We start from the raw sequence: 20,346 nt of genomic DNA on the forward strand, positions 1-20,346 counted from the left end.
GGGCATGACCGACTCGAGCGCTCAGACGACCGTGACGGACCCGACGCAGGAGGTCGAGCGCATCTGTCGCGACCTGATCCGGATCGACTCCTCCAACTATGGGGACGGGTCGGGGCCGGGGGAGCGGGCGTGCGCCGAGTACGTCATGGAGCAGCTCACCGAGGTGGGGTTGGACCCCTTCTACGCCGAGTCCGAGGACAAGCGGGCCAACGTGTCGGTACGCGTCGAGGGCAGCGACCGCGAGCGGCCCGCGCTGGTCGTGCACGGCCACCTCGATGTCGTGCCCGCCGACGCGGGGGACTGGTCGGTGGACCCGTTCAGCGCCGAGGTCAAGGACGGCTGCATCTGGGGACGCGGCGCCGTGGACATGAAGGACATGGACGCCATGATCCTGGCCAACCTGCGCCACCTCGCCCGCACCGGCAGCAAGCCGCCCCGCGACGTGGTCTTCACCTTCTTTGCCGACGAGGAGGCCGGCGGCGTCAAGGGGTCGAGCTGGATGGTCGACCACCACCCCGAGCTGTTCGAGGGCGCCAGCGAGGCGATCAGCGAGGTCGGCGGCTACTCCGTCACGATCCCGCGCAAGGACACGGGGGAGCAGGTGCGCGCCTATCTCCTGCAGACCGCCGAGAAGGGCATCGCTTGGCTGCGCCTGACCGCCCACGGTCGCGCCGGCCACGGCTCGGTCCCTAACGACGACAACGCGATCGTGCACCTCGCCCAGGCGATCGAGCGCATCAACGCCCACAAGTGGCCGCGCACCTACATCGCCAGCGTCCGCGAGCTGCTCGACGGGCTGTCATCCGTGACGGGCACGGGCTACACCGACGAGGACGCGAGCGAGCTCCTCGAGCACATCGGCGGCGCACGGGGATTCGTGCTCGGCACGCTGCAGGACACGAGCAGCTTCACCATGCTCGACAGCGGCTACAAGCACAACGTCATCCCGCAGACCGCCTCCGCCACCCTCGACTGCCGCTTCCTGCCCGGCCACGAGGACGAGCTCATGGACACCGTCCGGGCCCTCGCCGGCGACCGGGTCGAGGTCTCGGTCCACCACCGCGACACCGCGCTCGAGGCCCCCTTTGGCAGCGACCTCGTGGATCGTATGGCGGACGCCCTGCAGGCCGAGGACCCCGGATCGCTGCTGCTCCCGTACTGCCTGTCCGGCGGCACCGACAACAAGGCGCTGTCGCGGCTGGGGATCACGGGCTACGGCTTCGCCCCGCTGCGCCTGCCCGCCGACCTGGACTTCGTGGGGATGTTCCACGGCATCGACGAGCGGATCCCCGTGGACTCCCTGGAGTTCGGGACGCGCGTGCTGCAGCGGCTGCTCGCCACCTGCTGAGCCGTATGCCGAGCAGCCCCCGCCCGGATCACGGCGACCCGCGCGACGGGCGGGGGCCGCGGCATACGGCTCAGGCGGTGCGCGACACCCGGATGACGCGCCGCCGGATCTCGGCCCGTCGCACGCCTCCCCAGTAGAGCGACATCTTGGTCAGCTCCCAGTGGCCGTACTCCGCCTCGTCGGTCAACGCCTGCCGGATCTCGCCGCGGCTGGCGTCCCGACGGAAGGTCACGGTGCGGTACTCGTACTCCGGCATACGGCTCGGCTCCCTCCACGTCCATCAGGCCCGATCCTGGCTCCGACCAGGCCCGCAGCACCACCATGCCATGAACCCCCAGATGCCATGGCCCCCGTCCGTGCCGACGGGGTAACGTCTCTCCCATGAGCACCGAGCCGCGCGCCGCCCTCGCCACCTTCATCTCCGCGATCGAACGTCACTTCGAGGCTGCGGCCTCGCGCCGTGACGACGACGACCCCGCCGTGGTCAACGCCTACCAGGAGCTCGCCGACGCGTTCGAGGCCTACGACGAGGCCCTCGACGACGCCTTCGGCGAGGTCACGCCGCTCGGCATCTACACCGACGACGACGATGACGACGACGAGGACGGCCCCTACGTCGGCCTCGACGACGAGGGCTACGACGACGAGGACGACGACGACGATGACGAGGACGACGAGGAGGAGGACGGCGACGATCGCCGCCCCCGCCGCTGAGGGCTTCTCGCCATACCGGCCGGTCGCCCACCACCGCACCGGCCACCCGCGCGCCTGACGACGCCGAGATCCACCCGGATCTCGGCGTTGTCAGCGTTCGTGGAGCCGAGACCCGTCACAATGGTCGACGGCGCCCATCGCGCGGCTCGTCGTCAGCCCCCACCTCACCACTGCGAAAGCGAACTACGTGTCTGCCCTGAGCTATCTGGACTCGATCATCCTCGGCATCGTCGAGGGCGTCACCGAGTACCTCCCCGTCTCCTCGACCGGCCACCTCACCATCGCCGAGAAGATGCTCGGACTCCCGATCGACGACCCGGCCATCACGTCGTTCACCGCCGTCATCCAGCTCGGGGCGATCCTCGCGACGCTCATCTACTTCTGGGACAAGATCAAGACGATGTTCCTCGCCTGGGTCGCTGGCCTGCGCGACCCGAAGGCCCGTGAGCACGAGAACTACTCGCTCGCCTGGGCCGTCATCGTCGGCTCGATCCCCGTGGTCGTCGCCGCCCTGCTCTTCAAGGACCTGATCAAGGGGCCGCTGCGCAGCCTGTGGGTCGTCGCCGGCGCCCTGGTCCTATGGAGCATCGTGATCTGGGCGGGGGAGCGCTATCACGCGCGGCTCGTCGCCGCTGGCCAGGACCGCCCCGAGGGCAGCCGCGTCACCGTCAAGGACGGCGTGATCATCGGCCTCATGCAGTGCTTCTCGCTGGTCCCCGGCGTGTCGCGCTCCGGCACCACGATCACCGCCGGCCTGTTCCGCGGCCTCGACCGCGTCACCGCCACCGAGCTCTCCTTCTTCATGGCCATCCCCGCGCTCGTCGGCGCCGGCCTCTACGAGCTCAAGGACGTCAACACCTCCGTCGTCGGCCTCGGCCAGCTCGCGGTCGGCACGATCGTGTCCTTCATCGTCGCCTACGCCTCGATCGCGTGGCTGCTGAAGTTCGTCAAGAACAACAGCCTGATGTTCTTCGTGTCGTGGCGCGTGCTCGTCGGCGCGGCCGTGCTCGTCGCCCTGGCGGCCGGCTGGATGTCCGCCACCTGATCGCCGAGCCTCACCCCGTAGGGCGCGTTGGAGTGGCACGGCTGTGGCTCCTCTGTCGGTAGAGCGAAAGGAGTCGACATGTCGCTTCCCCCTGCGGACCAGCAATGGATCGTGGTCGCTGCCGATGAGGTGCAGGAACAGCTTGCGCGATCCCCTCTCGAGCTCAAGCCCAAGCGGGTGGAGGTCTTCACCGAGACCGACGCCTTCGACGAGGAAGCGTGGCGGTTGCGCCTCTACCTCCCCCGCCCCGTCGGCCGGACCTGGGGCAGCCGGGCGTCGTTCGACACGCGGCGCGCGGCAGTGGACGCCTTCGACATGTTTGCGGCGCGGACCCAGCACGCCCTCCCCGGGCGCACGCTGGCCCTGGTGACGACCGACGAGGCACCGGAGGCCGACATCGCCGAGCCCGAGGGGCCGGCGAGCAGCGAGGAACGTGAGCACGCCGAGTGAGCCCGATCTGGCCGGCCGGACTCCTGGCGACGGCCGAGCGGCTGGCCGGCACCTCGTCCGGCCCCGGACGACCCGCTCTGGGTCCCCGGGCGAGATAGCGGACGGCCGTTGCGTGGAAGCTGGTCACGCCGCGCGAGAGGGCGAAGGTGGGTGTTGCGGCCTGCGCGGGGGACCCGTTTGCGCCCACTTGAGGGCTGGGGGAGGCGCGGTTGTCGCGTCGGTCGCGGGTTGTCGCCTGCGTGGCGATGGGTGTCGGTGGTGGCGCTCTGCAGCACGCCACCGGCGCTGGAACCTGCCACGGGGGATGGCAGGCCATCCGGGTGCTGGACGTCGCCGCGCCGGGGACTGCTCTTCGGCGGCCTCGGTCGAGACAGGGGCGCCGTATGCCGGAAGCCGGTCACCTCACGACGAGGTGGCCGGCTTCCGGCATACGGCCTGGGCCCAGGTGCGGGCACGGTCCGCGCCCCGAGCGCGAGGAACGCACGCCACCAGCCCCGGCACCGTGCACGCTCCGCGCTCCGAGCGCGAAGGTGCGGCCAGACCGCAGCTTTGCCACGTGCGAGGGGCCCCAGCGGCCGAAAAGTGCAGCCAGACCGCAGGTTTGGCACGTCGGGCGTGGAGGACCTCAGCGAGCGGGGGTGGGTCAGAGCCAGCCGGAGCGTTTGAACAGGCGGTAGAGGAAGGTGACGCCGGCGGCCATGAGCGCCATGACCACGAAGTAGCCGTAGTAGAACTCGCTGCCGCCGACATTGACGCTGGCCTTGAGCTCGGGCATGTACTCGAAGTTCTGGCCGTAGATGCCGGCGATCATCGTGGGGAGGACGCCCATCGCGGCCCACGCGGAGATCTTGCGCATGTCCTCGTTCTGCTTGACGCCGATCTGCGCGAGGTGCGCGTTGAGCACATCGGTGAGCAGCCGGTCGTAGGACTCGACGTGGTCGTTGACCTTGAGCAGGTGGTCCAGGACATCGGCGAAGAACGGGCGAGCCGCCTTGTGCACCACGGGAACCGAGCGGTCCTTGGCGAGGCGGCGGACCGGCTCGGCGAGGGGGACGGAGGCGCGCTTGAACTCCAGCACCTCGCGCTTGAGCTCATAGATCTCGGACGCGTAGTCGCCCTTGGTGCCGCCGAAGATGTTGCGCTCGATGCGGTCCAGGTCGTCCTCGAGCTCGGAATCGATCAGGACGTAGTTGTCGACGATGGAGTCGAGCACGGAGTAGAGGACCGACGCGGGGCCGTGCGCGAGCTGGTCGGGCGCGAGCTCGAGGCGGGCGCGGACGCCGGCGAGGGGGTTGGCGTCGCCGTTGCGGACGGTGAGGGCGAACTTGTCGCCGACGAAGAGCATGACCTCGCCGGTCTCGACGTCGCTCGTGCGCTCCACGTAGCGCAGCGTCTTGACCACCATGAAGATCGTGTCGTCGTAGATGTCGAGCTTGGCGCGCTGCTCGCCGGTGAGGGCGTCCTCGACGGCGAGGGGGTGCAGGCCGAGCTCGTCGTTGACGAGGGCGAACTCCTCGTCGGTCGGGTCCTTGAGCCCGATCCACAGGAATCCGTCGTCGGCGCGGTCCCGCAGCGCGGCGAGCTCCTCGCTCAGATCCCCGCAGGGCATGCGGCGGCCGTGGCGGTAGAGAGCTTGGTCGACGATCACAACCAGCAAGCGTACGTCCTGGTGGGGCTGCCGCGACCCCGCCACGTCCGACGAGCCCCACCGGCGCGCGCGGGCGGGGGCGTGCAGCAGGCCCGACCCACCGGCGCGCGCGGGCGGGGGCGCGTGGCACAGTGGTGCGGTGCCCACGCTGCTGCTCGTCCGCCACGGACGCACCGACGCCAACGCGACCGGCCTGCTCGCCGGGTGGACCGAGGGGGTGGGGCTCGACGAGCAGGGACGGACCCAGGCCCGCGACCTCGCGACCCGCATCGCCGGGCTGCCCGTCCGGCTCGCGGCCGTCAGCCCGCTGCAGCGCTGCCAGGAGACCGCCGACGAGCTGTATGCCGCCGCGCAGGCGCACGACACCGGCTGGGGCGAGGCGCGCCGGGTGACCGTGGACGCGATCGGGGAGTGCCACTACGGCGCCTGGACCGGGCGCCCGCTGTCCGAGCTCGCCCAGGAAGACCTGTGGCGCACGGTGCAGGACCACCCGTCGCGGGCGCGCTTCCCCGCGTCGCCGGACCACGCGAGCGAGTCGATCGCCGACCTGCAGCACCGCGCCGTCGCGGCGGTCCGCGACCTGGACCGGCTCGTCGAGGCGGAGCACGGCCCCGACGCCCTGTGGCTGCTCGTCAGCCACGGCGACGTGATCAAGGCGATCCTGGCCGACGCCGCGGGCTCGCACCTCGACCTCTTCCAGCGCTTCGTGGTGGGGCCGGCGTCACTGTCGGTGATCCGCTACACGGAGCCGCGGCCTTTCGTCATACGGATCAACGACGGAGGCAACGACCTCTCGGGCCTGGCCCCCGCCCGGCCAAAGGACGAGACACCGCGCGGTGACGCGGCCGTGGGGGGCGGAACGGCTTAGGGTCAGGACATGCCGCAGCAGATCTTCGACCCGCCCGAGAGGTTCGTCTCCGGGACCGTCGGGCCGCCCGGGCAGCGCACGTTCTTCCTCCAGGCCGCGGGGAGCGGGCGGCTCACGAGCATGTCCCTGGAGAAGCAGCAGGTCGAGGTCCTCGCCGACCGCTGCAACGACCTGCTCGACGTGCACGCCCCCCTCACCGGCTCGGACGCCGCCGCCGCGCGCCTGGTCGACAACGAACCGCTGGGCACCCCCATCGAGGACGAGTTCCGCGTGCAGAGCATCGGGCTCGCGTATGACGACCGCCGCGACGTCGTGATCATCGACTGCTCCGACGGCGACCTGGAGGAGCAGCCCGACCCCGAGGACGTGGCCGCGCTGGGTCTCGAGGGCGCCGTGCCGACGGACCCGCAGGTCGTGCGCGTCGTCCTGACGCCGGCGGAGGCACGAGCCTTCGCCCGGCGCTCGCTGGCGCTGGTGGCGGCGGGGCGCGCGCCGTGCCCCTTCTGCGGCGAGCCGCTCGACCCCGAGGGGCACATCTGTCCGCGCGCCAACGGCTACAAGCGGTGACGTGAGTCCCGACGACGTCCCCGCCGAGCTGATCGTGCCGAACCCGCTGGTCGACCCCACGGACCGGCCTGCTGTCGAAGCGATGCTCGGCCGGCTGGCGGGGGAGGAGCTGCGCCTGGTCGGGCAGCTCGTGGAGGCGTCGAACGGCGTGTTCCTCGGGGTCCTGGGCGGCGGCGAGCCCGTCCGCGTGATCTACAAGCCGACGCGCGGCGAACGGCCGCTGCACGACTTCCCGCCCGCGACGCTGGCGCAGCGCGAGACGGCGGCGTTCCTGGTGTCGCACGAGGGCGGGTATGCCGTCGTGCCGCCCACCGTCCTGCGCGAGGGGCCGCTCGGTCCGGGGTCGGTGCAGCTGTGGATCGATCACGACGAGGCCGCCGCTCCGATGGTCGACCTGGTGGCGCCCGACGCGATCGAGGAAGGCGTGATCCCCGTGTTCACGGGGGAGACCCCCACCGGCGAGCAGGTGGTCGTCGTCCACCGCGACACGGAGGCGGCGGCCCGGTTCGCGGCATACGACTGCGTGGTCAACAACGCCGACCGCAAGGGCTCCCACGTCCTGGTCGACCCGACCGGCCGCGAGTGGGGGATCGACCACGGGATCACCCTGCACGCCGAGCCCAAGCTGCGGACCGTGCTGTGGGGGTGGGTCGGGGACCCGCTGCCCGCGGCGGAGGTCGCGCGCCTGGCGCTGCTGGAGTCGCTGCTCGGCGACCCCGGGTCCGCACTGGTGCGCGGGCTGCTGGGACTGCTGAGCTCGGACGAGATCGAGGCCCTGGCGGCGCGCGTGTCGGCGCTGCTGGCCGCCGGGACCTATCCGGAGCCGGACCCCGGCCACTACCCGATCCCCTGGCCCCCGCTCTGACCCGCCGCGGGTAGAGGCATCAGCCGCGCTTCGTTCCCCAGGCTGATGATCCCGCCGGGGGTAGGTCCTGGACGTGGACGGGGGTTGTCCGTGACCGCCGCTAGGCTCTGCGCGTGAAGTCCTGGCCCGCCCCCGCCGTCCCGTCCGTCCCCGGCAGCCCGCTGCCCGTGCGCATCCACGACACCGCGCGCGGCGAGGTCGTCGAGCTGTCACCCGGCCCGACGGCCCGCATCTACTGCTGCGGCATCACGCCCTACGACGCGACCCACATGGGGCACGCGGCGACCTACGTGACCTTCGACCTGCTCGGTCGCGCGCTGCGCCAGGCCGGTCACGAGGTGCGCTACACGCAGAACATCACCGACGTCGACGACCCGCTGCTCGAGCGCGCCGCCCGCGACGGCGTCGACTGGACTGCCTTGGCCACCAAGGAGATCCAGCTCTTTCGCGACGACATGACCGCGCTGCGGGTGCTCCCGCCGGACCACTACGTCGGCGTCGTCGAGTCGGTCGAGGCGATCGCCGACCAGGTGGCCCAGCTCGTGCGGGCGGGCGCCGCCTATCCCGTGCCGGTGCCGGACGACGAGCACGACCTGGTGGCTGAGGGTGCCCAGGACTACTACCTGGACCTCGCGCAGCAGCCGACCTTCGGCGAGGTGTCGGGGTGGACCCGCGAGCAGATGCTGGACGTGTATGCCGACCGCGGCGGCGACCCCGACCGGGCCGGCAAGCGCGACCCCCTCGACCCGCTGCTGTGGCGCGCGGAGCGGCGCGGCGAGCCCGCCTGGGCCGGAGGCATCCTCGGCTGCGGCCGCCCGGGATGGCACATCGAGTGCACGACGATCGCCCTCGACACCCTCGGCATGCGCTTCGACGTGCAGGGCGGCGGCACCGACCTGATCTTTCCCCACCACGAGATGTCCGCGGTGCAGGCCGTCGGGCTGACGGGGGAGCCCGAGTTCGCCACGGCCTACCTCCACCAGGCGATGGTCGGTCTCGACGGCGCCAAGATGAGCAAGTCCAAGGGCAACCTCGTGCTCGTGTCCCGGCTCCGCGAGAGCGGCGTCGACCCGATGGCCGTGCGGCTCGTGCTGCTCGACCAGCACTACCGCACCGACTGGGACTGGACCGACGACCTGCTGGCCCGCGCCCAGGACCGCCTCGACCGCTGGCGCGCCGCCGTGGCGCGAGCGGGTGCTCCGGCTGCGGGCGAGGTCGTCGCCCAGGTCCGCGCCGCCCTGTGCCAGGATCTCGACACCCCGGCCGCGCTGCGGGCCGTCGACGCCTGGGCCGCCGCGAGCGGGACGGATGCGGGAGCCGGTGGCGAGGTCGCGGCTGCGCTCGACGCGCTGCTCGGCGTCGACGTGCGCTGACCCCGCACAGCGGGTTGACGGTCGGCATACGGGTTGGGCAGGCTGGGCCCCAGCGGCGTCGCCCGACGCCCAGCCCGCGCATCGGTCCCCAGCCCGTGCAGCACCGGGCCAAGGGGAGCAGATCCTCGGGCGAGCATCCACCACATCGTCGGCGACCCCGCTGCGCTCGTGGGCTGGGGGCACGCGCAGCGTCGAGGACCCACGATGACCCAGGACGCAGACCTCAAGACCGTCATCCGCGCGCGCATGGAGCGCACCGGTGAGACCTACACCGCGGCGCGGGCGGCCGTGCTCGCCCTCCCGCCCCCGGAGGTGACCCGCGCCGTCGACGAGATCGCCCGGCTGGTGCGGCCGTTCGTCGACGGGGAGCAGATCGTGTCGATCCCCGTCAAGAGGCGCCGGCGGGTGGCCGTGCTGCTGCACCTGCTCAGCCGGTTCGAGATCGGGCGGTCGTATGCCGAGAGCGAGGTCACCGCGATCCTCGGCGCGGCGCACGAGGACCACGCCTGGCTGCGGCGCGAGCTGGTGAACTACCGCTACCTGCACCGGGACTCGGGGATCTATCGGGTCACGACGACCGTGCCCGAGCGCGACGCAACCGAGGCGCAGGAGATCCCGGTGGACGAGGCGGCGTTCCTGCGCAGCCTGGGCACCCACGGCGGGTAGGCCCAGGCGCCGGGCCCGCCATGACGGGGGCCGCCTCCGGCATACGGCCACGCTCACCCAGCGCCATTGGTCACCAGTGACGTTTTGGATCGTTCCAAAACGGTGCGATCCGTTCATTGGTGACCAATGGCGCCAGCAGGGCGCGCGAGCGGGGTGAACGAAGGCCGGTCGATGCCTTTACCGGGGGCGGATGCATCAGCCTGGCGAACGAAGGCCGGTCGATGTCTTTACCGGGGGCGGATGCATCAGCCTGGCGAACGAAGGCGGGTCGATGTCTTTACCGGGGGCGGATGCATCAGCCTGGCGAACGAAGGCCGGTCGATGCCTTTACCGGGGGTGGGTCAGTGGCCGAGGTCCTTGCCGGGCGGGCCGCCGGGGCCAGGACCGGGGCCGGGGCCAGGGCCAGGACCGGGGCCGTCGGAGTCGCGGCGGCGCAGGAACTTCTCGAACTCGCGCGCGATCGCCTCGCCGCTCGCCTCCGGCAGCTCGGCCGTGTCCTGCGCCTCCTCGAGGGACGAGATGTACTCCGCGACGTCCTCGTCGCCCGACGCCAGCTCGTCGACGCCGTGCTGCCAGGCCACCGCGTCCTCGGGGAAGTCGCCCCGCGGGATCGTGATGTCCAGCAGCTCCTCGAGGCGTCCGAGCAGCGCCAGCGAGGCCTTGGGGGAGGGCGCCGACCCGGCGTAGTGCGGGATCGCGGCCCACGCGCTGACCGCCGGCATACCGATCTGCTCGGCCGCCAGCGCGATCACCCCGACGATCCCGGTCGGGCCCTCGTAGCTCGACGGCACGATGTCGAAGCGGTGCGCGAGCTCGGAGCTCTCGGACGAGACGTCGGTGCCGATCGGGCGGGTGTGGGGGATGGGCGCGAGGTAGGCGCCGAGCGTGATCAGCAGCTCCACGCCCGCCTGCTCGGCCAGGTCCAGCAGCTCCTCGGTGAACGCGCGCCACCGCACGGACGGCTCGATGCCCTCCACGAGGAGCACGTCGCGGTCCTCGCCGTGCAGCGTCGCGTGCAGGATCCGCGTGGTCGGCCAGGTCACGAGCCGCTCGCCGCCCTGGCTGACGACGCGCGGGCGGGTCACCTGGAAGTCGTAGTACTCCTCCGGGTCGATCGCCGCGACGGGCTCGGCGTCCCAGGCCTCGGACAGGTGGGACACGAGGTCGGTGGCGGCCTCGCCGGCGTCGTTCCACCCCTCGAAGGCGGCGATCATGACCGGTCGACGCAGGGGTGGAAGGTCGTCGAACTGGATCACGCGCACTCCTCGTGGGCTGACGGCTGGACTGACGGCTGGACTGACGGCTGGACTGACGGCTGGACTGACGGCTGGACTGACGTACCCCGGACGCGTCCACGCCAGGGCTTCGACCCAGCCTAGACTTCGGCAGGTCCCCGACTGCAAAGGCAGGCCCACCCGTGAGCGCACGCTCGGACGAGCTCCGCACCGCACTGACCCGACGAGTCCTGGTCGCCGACGGCGCCATGGGCACGATGCTCCAGGCGGCCGACCCGAGCATGGACGACTTCCAGGGACACGAGGGCTGCAACGAGATCCTCAACGTGACCCGCCCCGACGTCGTCCGCTCGGTGCACGACGCCTACTTCGAGGCCGGCTCGGACCTCGTCGAGACCAACACCTTCGGCGCCAACCACGCCAACCTCGGCGAGTACGACATCGTCGACCGCATCTACGAGCTGGCCCGCGCGGGCGCCGAGATCGCCCGCCAGTCCGCCGACCACTGGTCGACGCCGGACAAGCCCCGCTATGTCATCGGCTCGATGGGCCCCGGCACCAAGCTGCCCTCCCTCGGGCACATCGACTACGCCACCCTGCGGGACGCGTATGCCGAGAACGCCCGCGGCCTCATCGACGGCGGCGCCGACGCGCTGCTGGTCGAGACCGTGCAGGACCTGCTGCAGGCCAAGGCCGCGGTGGTGGGCGCCAAGCGCGCGCTGACGGCGGCCGGCGAGACGCTGCCCGTCATCGTGCAGGTCACGGTCGAGACGACGGGCACGATGCTGCTCGGCTCCGAGATCGGCGCGGCGCTGACCGCCCTCGAGGCGCTCGGCATCGACGCGATCGGGCTCAACTGCGCGACCGGCCCCGCCGAGATGAGCGAGCACCTGCGGGTCCTGTCGCAGCAGTCGCGCATCCCGGTGACCTGCATGCCCAACGCCGGTCTGCCGCAGCTGGGCAAGGACGGCGCCACCTACCCGCTGCAGCCGGACGAGCTGGCCGCCGCCCACCGCACCTTCACCCAGGACTACGGCGTCGCCCTGGTCGGTGGCTGCTGCGGCACGACCCCCGAGCACCTGCGCGCCGTCGTCGAGGCGGTCGGCGGCCAGCCGATCGGCGAGCGCAACCCGACCCCCGAGCCCGGCGTCGCCTCGCTCTACGCCCCCGTCCCGTTCCGCCAGGACGCGTCCTTCCTGTCCATCGGCGAGCGCACCAACGCCAACGGCTCCAAGGCCTTCCGCGAGGCGATGCTGGCCGAGAAGTGGGACGACTGCGTCGAGATCGCCCGCGCCCAGACCCGCGACGGCGCCCACCTGCTGGACGTCTGCGTCGACTACGTCGGCCGCGACGGCGCCGCGGACATGTCCGAGGTCGTGGCCCGGTTCGCCACCGCGAGCACCCTGCCGCTGGTGCTGGACTCGACCGAGCCCGCCGTCATCCAGGCCGGGCTCGAGCGCCTCGGTGGCCGCGCGGTCATCAACTCGGTCAACTTCGAGGACGGCGACGGGCCCGACTCGCGCTACGCCAAGATGATGCGGCTCGTGGCCGAGCACGGCGCCGCCGTCGTGGCCCTGACCATCGACGAGCAGGGTCAGGCCCGCACCCGCGAGCACAAGGTCGCCGTCGGGTCGCGCCTGATCGAGGCGCTGACGGGCGAGCACGGCATGCACGTCGAGGACATCGTCGTGGACTGCCTGACCTTCCCGATCGCCACCGGTCAGGAGGAGACGCGCCGCGACGGCATCGAGACGATCGAGGCGATCCGCGAGCTCACCACCCGCTACCCGGGCGTGCAGACCACCCTCGGCGTCTCCAACGTGTCCTTCGGCCTCAAGCCCGCTGCCCGCCAGGTCCTCAACTCGGTCTTCCTCGACGAGTGCGTCAAGGCCGGGCTGAGCAGCGCGATCGTCAACTCCGCCAAGATCGTCCCGATCTCGCGGATCCCCGAGGACCAGCTCAAGGTCGCCATGGACCTCGTGCACGACCGGCGCGAGTGGGCCGGCGAGCCGGGGGAGTCGGAGTGCACCTACGACCCGCTGTCCCGGATGCTCGAGCTCTTCGAGGGGGTCGACTCGACCTCGCTCAAGGAGGAGCGCGCCAACGCCCTGGCGTCCCTGCCGCTCGAGGAGCGCCTCGCCCAGCGCATCATCGACGGCGAGCGCAACGGCCTCGAGGCCGACCTCGACCTGGCGATGGACTCCGGGCACGACCCCCTGGCGATCATCAACGACATGCTCCTCGCGGGCATGAAGACCGTCGGCGAGCTCTTCGGCTCCGGCAAGATGCAGCTGCCGTTCGTGCTGCAGTCGGCCGAGACGATGAAGGCCGCCGTCGCGCACCTCGAGCCGCACATCGAGGCCGCCGCGGGCGGTGCCAAGCGCGAGGCCAAGGCCAAGGTCCTGCTCGCCACCGTCAAGGGCGACGTCCACGACATCGGCAAGAACCTCGTCGACATCATCTTGTCCAACAACGGCTTCGAGGTCGTCAATATCGGCATCAAGGTGCCGGTCAACGAGATCATCGACAAGGCCGAGGAGCACGCGGTCGACGCCATCGGCATGTCCGGCCTGCTCGTGAAGTCCACCGTGATCATGAAGGACAACCTGCTCGAGCTGAACTCCCGCTCCCTCGCGGACCGCTGGCCGGTCCTGCTCGGGGGCGCGGCCCTGACCCGGGCCTACGTCGAGCAGGACCTCGCCGAGCTGTATGACGGGCACGTGCGCTACGCGCGGGACGCGTTCGAGGGGCTGCGGCTCATGGACGCGGTGGCCAAGGCCAAGGCCGACCCCGCCGTGCAGCTGACCGACGCGCTGCCCCCGCTGCGCCAGCGTCGGGTCGCGGCCCGGCATACGGAACCGACCGAGCCCGTCGAGATCGACACCCGACGGTCCGACGTCACCACGGACCACCGGATCCCGACCCCGCCGTTCTGGGGCACGCGCGTCGTCAAGGGCATCGCGACCAGCGACATCGCGGGCTACCTCGACGAGCGGGCGACCTTCCTCGGGCAGTGGGGGCTCAAGCCGTCCCGCGCCGACGACGGCCCCTCCTACGAGGAGCTCGTCGAGCGCGAGGGCCGGCCGCGGCTGCGCATGTGGCTGGACCGCATCAAGACCCAGGACCTCGTGCAGCCCGCCGTGGTCTACGGGTACTTCCCGTGCTACAGCGAGGGCAACGACGTCGTCGTGCTCGAGCACACCGAGCGCCCCGACGGCACGATCGAGCTCGGCGGCGAGCGCGCCCGCTTCACCTTCCCCCGGCAGGGACGCGACCGGCGCCTGTGCCTGGCCGACTTCTGGCGGTCCAAGGAGGCCGTCGAGGCCGACGGGCAGCCCGACGTCATCACCTTCCAGCTGGTGACGATGGGGGACCGCGTGGCGCTGGCGACGGCGGAGCTGTTCGCGGACAACGCCTACCGCGACTACCTCGAGCTCCACGGCCTGTCCGTGCAGCTCACCGAGGCCCTCGCGGAGTACTGGCACGCCCGCGTCCGCGCCGAGCTCGGCCTGGCCGACGGCGACGCCGACGCGCTCGGCGACATCCTGCGCCAGAAGTACACCGGCGAGCGCTACTCCTTCGGCTACCCGGCCTGCCCGGAGCTCGAGGACCGCGCGACCCTGGTGGCGCTGCTCGAGCCCGAGCGGATCGGCGTGACGCTGTCCGAGGAGCTCCAGCTGCACCCCGAGCAGTCCACGGACGCCCTCGTCGCGCACCACCCCGAGGCGAGCTACTTCAAGGCATGACCGACCGCACCGAAGCTGTCTACCCGGGCCGTCGCATCCCGGCGGCCCGCGAAGACCGCGCAGACCGCGCACGCCGACGAACCCGAGGAGCCCGATGACCGAGCGCGCCGCGCTGCCCGCCGCCGTCCTGTGGGACATGGACGGCACCCTGGTGGACTCCGAGCCCTACTGGATCGCCGAGGAGTACGCCCTCGTCGAGTCCTTCGGCGGGCAGTGGTCCGACGAGCACGCGCACCAGCTCGTCGGGCAGGCGCTGCTGTGGTCGGCGGACTACATCCGCGAGCACACGCCCGTGACGATGCCGCGCGAGGAGGTCGTGCAGACCCTCCTCGCCGGCGTCATCCGGCGGTTCCGCGAGCACATCCCGTGGCGGCCCGGCGCCCAGGCGCTGCTCGCCTCGACCCGTGAGCTCGGGGTGCCGTGTGCCCTGGTCACGATGTCGTATGCCGCCTTCGCCGACGTCATGGTCCAGGCGCTGCCCGCGGGGACCTTCGACGCGGTCGTGACCGGGGACGTTGTCAAGCAGGGCAAGCCGCACCCCGAGCCGTACCTCACCGCGGCGAGCCTGCTCGGCGTGGCGCCGGGGGACTGCCTCGCGGTCGAGGACTCCAACACGGGGCTGGCATCCGCGCTGGCCGCCGGCGTGCCCACCGTCGGCATCCCGCACATGGTGGACATCGCCGAGCAGGAAGGCCTGCGTATCGTCCCCACCATGACCGGCGCGTCGATCCCCGACCTGTGGCGGCTGTTCGCCTGACACCGGCGAGGCTCGCGCGCGGCGTTCATGAGCTCCAAGCGCACCAACGGCCGGTGAGGGCGCCCCGAATCGCGCTTTCCTGAGCTGCGAGCCCACGAACGGCCGGCGCGGACGCCTCGGATCGCGCTTTCCTGTGCTCCCAGCGCACGAACGGCCGGTGAGGGCTCCTCGGATCACGCCTTCGTGAGCTCCCAGCGCACGAACGGCCGGTGAGGGCTCCTCGGATCACGCCTTCGTGAGCTCCCAGCGCGCGAACGGCCGGTGAGGGCTCCTCGGATCACGCTTTCGTGAGCTCCCAGCGCGCGGACGGCCGAGCGCAGGGTCCGAGGCTGCGCCGACGGGTGGGATCTGCGTCCGGAACGCACCTTTGGCACGTGTGGGGGACCCAGGTGCGACATACCTGCTTCCCGCACGCACCTTTGGCACGTGCGGCGTCCCGGGTGCGACATACCTGCTTCCCGCACGCACCTTTGGCACGTGCGGCGGTCCCGGGTGCGACATTCCTGCGTCCCGCACGCACCTTTGACACGTGCGGCCGGCGTGGACGCGGCGTTTGTGAGCTGCGAGCGCACGAACGGCCGGTGAGGGCGCCCCGAATCGCGCTTTCGTGAGCTGCGAGCGCACGAACGGCCGGTGAGGGCGCCCCGAATCGCGCTTTCGTGAGCTGCGAGCGCACGAAGGGCCCGACGAGAGCAGGGTCCGAGGCTGCGCCGACGGGTGGGATCTGCGGCCCGCACGCACCTTTGGCACGTGTGGGGGACCCAGGTGCGACATACCTGCACCCCGCACGCACCTTTGACACGTGCGGCCGGCGCGGACGCGGCGTTTGTGAGCTGCGAGCGCACGAACGGCCGGTGAGGACGCCTCGCATCAGACTTTCGTGAGCTCCCAGCGCGCGAACGGCCGGTGAGGGCGCCTCGAATCGCGCTTTCGTGGGCTGCGAGCGCGCCAAGGCCCGAGGAGTGCAGGGCGGGTCAGACCAGGGAGCGCAGACCCTCGACGACCGCGTCCACCCAGGCGCCGACGGAGGCCTGGGCCTGCGGCGTCGCGGGGGATCGCAGGCGCACGTGCAGGCCGGACCCGTCGGCGACGAACCACACCTGCACGCCCTGGGTCGGCGCGACCGCCGACACGTGCTGCGCCCGCCAGGCGGGGTCGAGCGCGACCGGGAGCCGGCGGTGGTCGAGCCACGACACCGCGAACATGCCTGGGGTGACAGGCATCCCGTCATACGGCGCCATGATCGGGGCGAGCGCGTGCGACCCGAGGCCCACCGCCTCGCGCACCGCAGCGCCGCACGCCTGGGGCGTCGGGTCCGCCGACTCCAGGACCGCGTTGGTGATGAACCAGCCGACCGATTGGCGCCAGCGCGACTGGTGGCGGCTGTGCACGGGAAGGACGGCTCGCAGCGGCGCGCCGGCCAGGGAGGCCGAGGCCCGCGTCATCACCGAGACGGCCATGGCGAGCGGCCCGACCCCTTCGAGGCTGGCCCGTGCCTCGAGCCGGGCGAGGCCGCGGGGGTCGAGCAGGTCGTGGGTCGAGACCACCTCGGGCCGGGGCGCGGACACGTCACCGAGCGGCAGCGGGAAGGTCGGCATCGCGCCGCCGCCCGCGCCGAGGATCTCGTGCCACCGGCGCAGCACGTGCTCGGGCGCCGGCGGCTGCGCGGCCAGCTCGGCCGTGTGCTCGGCGAAGGACCCGACCCGGGGCAGCCGCGAGGCGGGCACCCGGCCGGCGCGGTGGTCGTCGAGGCAGGAGAGCAGGTCGCGCACGAGCAGGGGAAGGGACCAGGCGTCGACGTGGGCGTGGTCGGCGGCGATCACGACGACCGGGTCGTTGCCGTGGGTCGGCTCCAGCAGCGCCAGCCGGTGCGAGGGGGACTCGAGCGGGGAGCAGGCGGCGTCGAACAGGGTGCGCAGGGCGGTCCGGGTCGGGGCCGGGAGCTCCGGGTCGGTCGGGTGCTCGACCCAGCGCGCCGGCTCGTCGGCGAGGGCGAGCTCGAGGGGGTGCAGCCGCAGGCCCTCGTCGGTCTCGGCGAAGGCCGAGCGCAGCGTGCCGTGCCGCTCCACGACGGCGCGCCAGGAGGCGGCGAGCTCGTCCGGTCGTACGCCGCCGGGGACGCGCAGCGCCGCGGCCATCCACGAGCCGGGTCGTGCCCCGGCGCGCAAGTGCATACCCTGGTCGAAGGACACCGGCAGCTCACCGGGAGCACGGTGCAGCGGGAGCTCGAGGCTGCGCAGCCGCCCCTCGGGCAGGTCGACCTGGTCGGCGTTGGTCAGGCGCACGGGCGGCCTCCTGCGGGTACGGCGGGGCCTGCGGCCCGGCGGACGACCCGGGCGTCGGTGACCAGGACGGATGTCGGAGCCCCACTGTCGCCGCGCCATACGCGCAGGTCAAGGCGGGTCCACGGTGAGGGATGGCCGTGAACCGCCCTGGCTATGATGGCGACTCACGTGAGTCGCGCCGGGGCGTCACCCCCGGTCCGCGCGGGTGACCGCCTCGGCACCGAGGAGTGGTCATGAGCACGATCGACGTCGACGGAGCCAGCCTCGACGTGGAGGTCCACGGCAACGGCCCGTTCGTGGTGCAGCTGCACGGCCTGACGTCCAGCCGCCGCGCCAACGCCGACGCCGGCCTGGACCTCACCCGTCACCTGCACGAGCACACGGTCATCCGCTACGACGCGAGAGGGCACGGCGCGTCCACGGGTCGGCCGGAGCCTGGGGACTACGGGTGGGAGACGCTCGCCGACGACCTGCTCGCCGTGCTCGACCGGCTGGCCCCGGGCGAGGCGGTGCACGGCGTCGGGCCGTCGATGGGGACCGGGACGCTGCTGCACGCCGCGGTCCGGGACCCCGGCCGGTTCCGCAGCCTGACGCTGACCGTGCCGCCGACGGCGTGGGAGACGCGGGCGGCCCAGTCGGAGGCCTACCTCGACAGCGCGGAGCTGGTGGAGCGTCGCGGTGTGCAGGCGTTCATCCGGGTGGGGCGGGTCGCCGCCCGCCCGCCCGCGGTCGCGGACCAGGAGGTGCCGGTGCCCGACGTGCGCGAGGAGCTGCTGCCGTCGGTGTTTCGCGGCGCGTCGCAGACCGACCTGCCCGACCCGGACCGGCTGCGTGCGTTGTCGGTCCCGACCCTGCTGCTGGCCTGGCCCGGAGACCCCTCGCACCCGCTCAGCACGGCCCGCGCCCTGCACGACCTCCTGCCGCTGAGCGAGCTGCACCTGGCCCGGGACCCCGACGAGCTGTCGGGGTGGCCGCACGTGCTGGAGCGCTTCCTCACCCGGCAGCGCGCCGCCGGCGTCACCGCGAGGGAGGCCCGCCGATGAAGTCGACCACGGAGTTCCACCGCGCCTCGTGCCGGCGCTCCCGCTCCTCGGCGAGCAGGTCACGCGGGCTGCCCGGCTCATAGCGTCGGGCCCAGCGCGATCGCGGTCGCGCGAGACGCACCGCCCCGACCCAGGCGATCCCCGGCACGAACATCCCCACGACCGCGAGCCACGGCTTGCCCTTGAGCAGGCAGACCACCGCGGCGACGACGTTGACGACGAGGACCCCCGTCACGGCCCAGCGCACGGCCCCCGACCCGCGCGGGGTGGAGGCCAGACCCAGCGGGTCGGTGCCGAGCAGGAGGGCCAGGGCGATGATCGCCGTGGTGATGAGGGCCGTCACGGAGGTGCGGCCCTGGGGCGACCAGTAGACGTCCTCGAGGTGCAGCCACAGCGCGAACTGGTCCAGCGTCAGCGCCGCCCCGACCCCGAACGCCGCGGCGGCCACGTCGGCCCACGCCCCGGACGGTCGGTAGGCCACCTGGAGCAGGCCGACGAGCAGGATCAGCAGGATCCCCCACACCTGGTGGTGGATGTGCACGCCGTTGATGAGGATGTCGCGGATCGGTCCGCTGGGCCGAGCACCCGCGGGGGCCCGGTCGGCCCGGTGCCGGATGTAGCGCGTGGCCGCCCGCGTCAGCACCGTCGTGACGACGAACGCCAGCAGCAGCCATAGCAGGGACACCCGCTCCGGCGTGGCGCCCGCCCGCGGCAGCACCTGCGGCAGCACCTGAGCAGCCCCGTCGACGACGAAGGCACACGCGGCAGCGCAGGCGGCGATCGTGAGGGCGGCAGTCATGGCGCCTCGATCATGTCAGGCCTCGAGCGGGTCGTCCTCGTCCTCGACGTCGTGGTCGACCGGGGCCGAGGCGGCCGGGTCCAGCGCGCGGGCGACCGCGCCCTCCGGGATGGGCGGGGGAGTGCCGCCCCACGCGGGGCAGATGTCGCGGTGCGCGCACCAGTCGCACAGCCGCGACTTGTTGGGACGCCAGTCGCCGGTCTCGGCGGCGCGGACGATGGCCTGCCAGAGCGCCTTGAGCTTGCGCTCGGTGGCCCGCAGGTCCGCCTCGTCGGGCTGGTAGCGCACGATCTCGGCGTTGCCGAGGTAGACCAGCTGCAGCATCGACGGCACCACGCCGCGCAGCCGCCACAGGACGAGCGCGTAGAACTTCATCTGGAAGAGCGCCTTGCCCTCGAAGAGCACCGAGGGGGAGCGCCCGGTCTTGTAGTCGACCACGCGCATCATGCCGTTAGGCGCGACGTCCAGGCGGTCGACATACCCCCTCAGCAGGAGCCCGTCGAGGTCGCACTCGAGGTAGAGCTCGCGCTCGGCGGGCTCGAGGTCGGTCGGGTCCTCCAGCCCGAACCACCGCTCGACCAGCGAGGTCGCCGAGGTCAGCCAGGCCGTGAGCTCGGTCGCCTCCTCGCCGTCGCCGATCAGCTCGGCCAGCTCCGGCCGCTCGGCCAGCAGCGCCTCCCACTGCGGACCCACGAGGGAGGCCGCGTGCTCCAGCGTGCGCTCGGGCGCCGGCACGTCGAACAACCGCTCCAGCACGGAGTGGACCAGCGTGCCTCGGGCCGCCGCGGAGGACGGCGGCTCGGGCAGCCGGTCGATGACGCGGAAGCGGTAGAGGAGCGGGCACTGCATGAAGTCGGCGGCTCGGCTCGGGGACAGGGCGGCAACCATGGGACCGACGATAGGACGTCGCACCGACATACCCCCTGCGCCACGTAGG

18 protein-coding genes are annotated in these 20,346 nt (G+C 72.3%); 12 read left to right on the forward strand and 6 right to left on the reverse strand.

Translation table 11 applies throughout. The features are described 5' to 3' along the window. Positions 1-4: 4 nt before the first annotated feature. Positions 5-1,348, forward strand: coding sequence for a M20/M25/M40 family metallo-hydrolase (locus B4E97_RS07825; protein WP_286959390.1), 1,344 nt, complete (start codon positions 5-7; stop codon positions 1,346-1,348). Between the two features lie 70 nt (positions 1,349-1,418). Here B4E97_RS07825 and B4E97_RS07830 read toward each other — a convergent pair whose 3' ends face one another. Next, positions 1,419-1,604, reverse strand: coding sequence for a DUF5703 family protein (locus B4E97_RS07830; RefSeq protein ID WP_019284879.1), 186 nt, complete (start codon positions 1,602-1,604; stop codon positions 1,419-1,421). Between the two features lie 125 nt (positions 1,605-1,729). Here B4E97_RS07830 and B4E97_RS07835 point away from each other — a divergent pair, with 125 nt between their 5' ends. The 3 genes from B4E97_RS07835 (at position 1,730) to B4E97_RS07845 (ending at position 3,557) form a co-directional block, all read left to right on the forward strand. Further along, on the forward strand, positions 1,730-2,062 hold the full coding sequence (locus B4E97_RS07835) for a primosomal protein (RefSeq protein ID WP_286959391.1): 333 nt from the start codon (positions 1,730-1,732) through the stop codon (positions 2,060-2,062). Between the two features lie 187 nt (positions 2,063-2,249). Next, positions 2,250-3,107: an undecaprenyl-diphosphate phosphatase gene (locus B4E97_RS07840; protein ID WP_029212870.1), complete on the forward strand. Its 858-nt coding sequence runs from the start codon at positions 2,250-2,252 to the stop codon at positions 3,105-3,107. Positions 3,108-3,185: 78 nt separating this feature from the next. Continuing rightward, a complete protein-coding gene (locus tag B4E97_RS07845; protein ID WP_286959392.1) occupies positions 3,186-3,557 on the forward strand; it encodes a hypothetical protein in 372 nt (123 codons plus the stop codon). Between the two features lie 643 nt (positions 3,558-4,200). Here B4E97_RS07845 and corA read toward each other — a convergent pair. Beyond that, the gene (corA, locus tag B4E97_RS07850) at positions 4,201-5,205 is read right to left on the reverse strand and encodes a magnesium/cobalt transporter CorA (RefSeq protein ID WP_239263865.1); all 1,005 of its coding nucleotides are present in this window, start codon (positions 5,203-5,205) and stop codon (positions 4,201-4,203) included. A gap of 139 nt (positions 5,206-5,344) precedes the next feature. Between corA and B4E97_RS07855 the strand changes: the two genes are divergently transcribed. The 5 genes from B4E97_RS07855 to B4E97_RS07875 all read left to right on the forward strand — a co-directional run bounded on the left by B4E97_RS07855 (position 5,345) and on the right by B4E97_RS07875 (position 9,544). Continuing rightward, positions 5,345-6,073 (forward strand): MSMEG_4193 family putative phosphomutase, encoded by a 729-nt coding sequence (locus B4E97_RS07855; protein WP_286959393.1) that lies wholly within the window; start codon positions 5,345-5,347, stop codon positions 6,071-6,073. Between the two features lie 9 nt (positions 6,074-6,082). After that, complete coding sequence (locus B4E97_RS07860; protein ID WP_286959394.1) at positions 6,083-6,640, forward strand: DUF3090 domain-containing protein; 558 nt, start codon at positions 6,083-6,085, stop codon at positions 6,638-6,640. A 1-nt stretch (position 6,641) separates the two neighbouring features. Beyond that, positions 6,642-7,505 carry an SCO1664 family protein gene (locus B4E97_RS07865; protein ID WP_286959396.1) on the forward strand — a complete coding sequence of 288 codons (864 nt, stop codon included), beginning with the start codon at positions 6,642-6,644 and terminating at the stop codon, positions 7,503-7,505. 113 nt (positions 7,506-7,618) lie between these two features. Then, positions 7,619-8,878, forward strand: coding sequence for a cysteine--1-D-myo-inosityl 2-amino-2-deoxy-alpha-D-glucopyranoside ligase (gene mshC / locus B4E97_RS07870; protein WP_286959398.1), 1,260 nt, complete (start codon positions 7,619-7,621; stop codon positions 8,876-8,878). Positions 8,879-9,082: 204 nt separating this feature from the next. Then, positions 9,083-9,544, forward strand: a complete 462-nt coding sequence (locus B4E97_RS07875) for a DUF2087 domain-containing protein (RefSeq protein WP_286959399.1) — start codon at positions 9,083-9,085, stop codon at positions 9,542-9,544. A gap of 341 nt (positions 9,545-9,885) precedes the next feature. On the opposite strand, the gene B4E97_RS07880 is transcribed toward B4E97_RS07875, so the two are convergent. Further along, on the reverse strand, positions 9,886-10,800 hold the full coding sequence (locus B4E97_RS07880) for a PAC2 family protein (protein WP_286959401.1): 915 nt from the start codon (positions 10,798-10,800) through the stop codon (positions 9,886-9,888). A 161-nt stretch (positions 10,801-10,961) separates the two neighbouring features. Here B4E97_RS07880 and metH point away from each other — a divergent pair, with 161 nt between their 5' ends. Beyond that, positions 10,962-14,525 carry a methionine synthase gene (gene metH, locus B4E97_RS07885; protein WP_286959403.1) on the forward strand — a complete coding sequence of 1,188 codons (3,564 nt, stop codon included), beginning with the start codon at positions 10,962-10,964 and terminating at the stop codon, positions 14,523-14,525. A 94-nt stretch (positions 14,526-14,619) separates the two neighbouring features. After that, positions 14,620-15,282, forward strand: a complete 663-nt coding sequence (locus tag B4E97_RS07890) for an HAD family hydrolase (protein ID WP_286959405.1) — start codon at positions 14,620-14,622, stop codon at positions 15,280-15,282. Positions 15,283-16,256: 974 nt separating this feature from the next. Here the strand turns inward: B4E97_RS07890 and B4E97_RS07895 are convergent. Then, positions 16,257-17,567 carry a peptide synthetase gene (locus tag B4E97_RS07895; protein ID WP_286959407.1) on the reverse strand — a complete coding sequence of 437 codons (1,311 nt, stop codon included), beginning with the start codon at positions 17,565-17,567 and terminating at the stop codon, positions 16,257-16,259. 233 nt (positions 17,568-17,800) lie between these two features. On the opposite strand from B4E97_RS07895, the gene B4E97_RS07900 reads away from it, so the two are divergent. After that, positions 17,801-18,610: an alpha/beta fold hydrolase gene (locus B4E97_RS07900; protein ID WP_029212368.1), complete on the forward strand. Its 810-nt coding sequence runs from the start codon at positions 17,801-17,803 to the stop codon at positions 18,608-18,610. Here the strand turns inward: B4E97_RS07900 and B4E97_RS07905 are convergent. Then, on the reverse strand, positions 18,585-19,409 hold the full coding sequence (locus B4E97_RS07905; protein ID WP_286959410.1) for a hypothetical protein: 825 nt from the start codon (positions 19,407-19,409) through the stop codon (positions 18,585-18,587). The two genes, B4E97_RS07900 and B4E97_RS07905, sit on opposite strands and share 26 nt — an antisense overlap. 15 nt (positions 19,410-19,424) lie before the next feature. Then, a complete protein-coding gene (locus B4E97_RS07910; RefSeq protein WP_286959412.1) occupies positions 19,425-20,297 on the reverse strand; it encodes a RecB family exonuclease in 873 nt (290 codons plus the stop codon). Between the last annotated feature and the right edge of the window lie 49 nt (positions 20,298-20,346).

It is taken from the genome of Arsenicicoccus sp. UBA7492 (assembly GCF_002479615.1).
Lineage (GTDB): Bacteria > Actinomycetota > Actinomycetes > Actinomycetales > Dermatophilaceae > Arsenicicoccus > Arsenicicoccus bolidensis.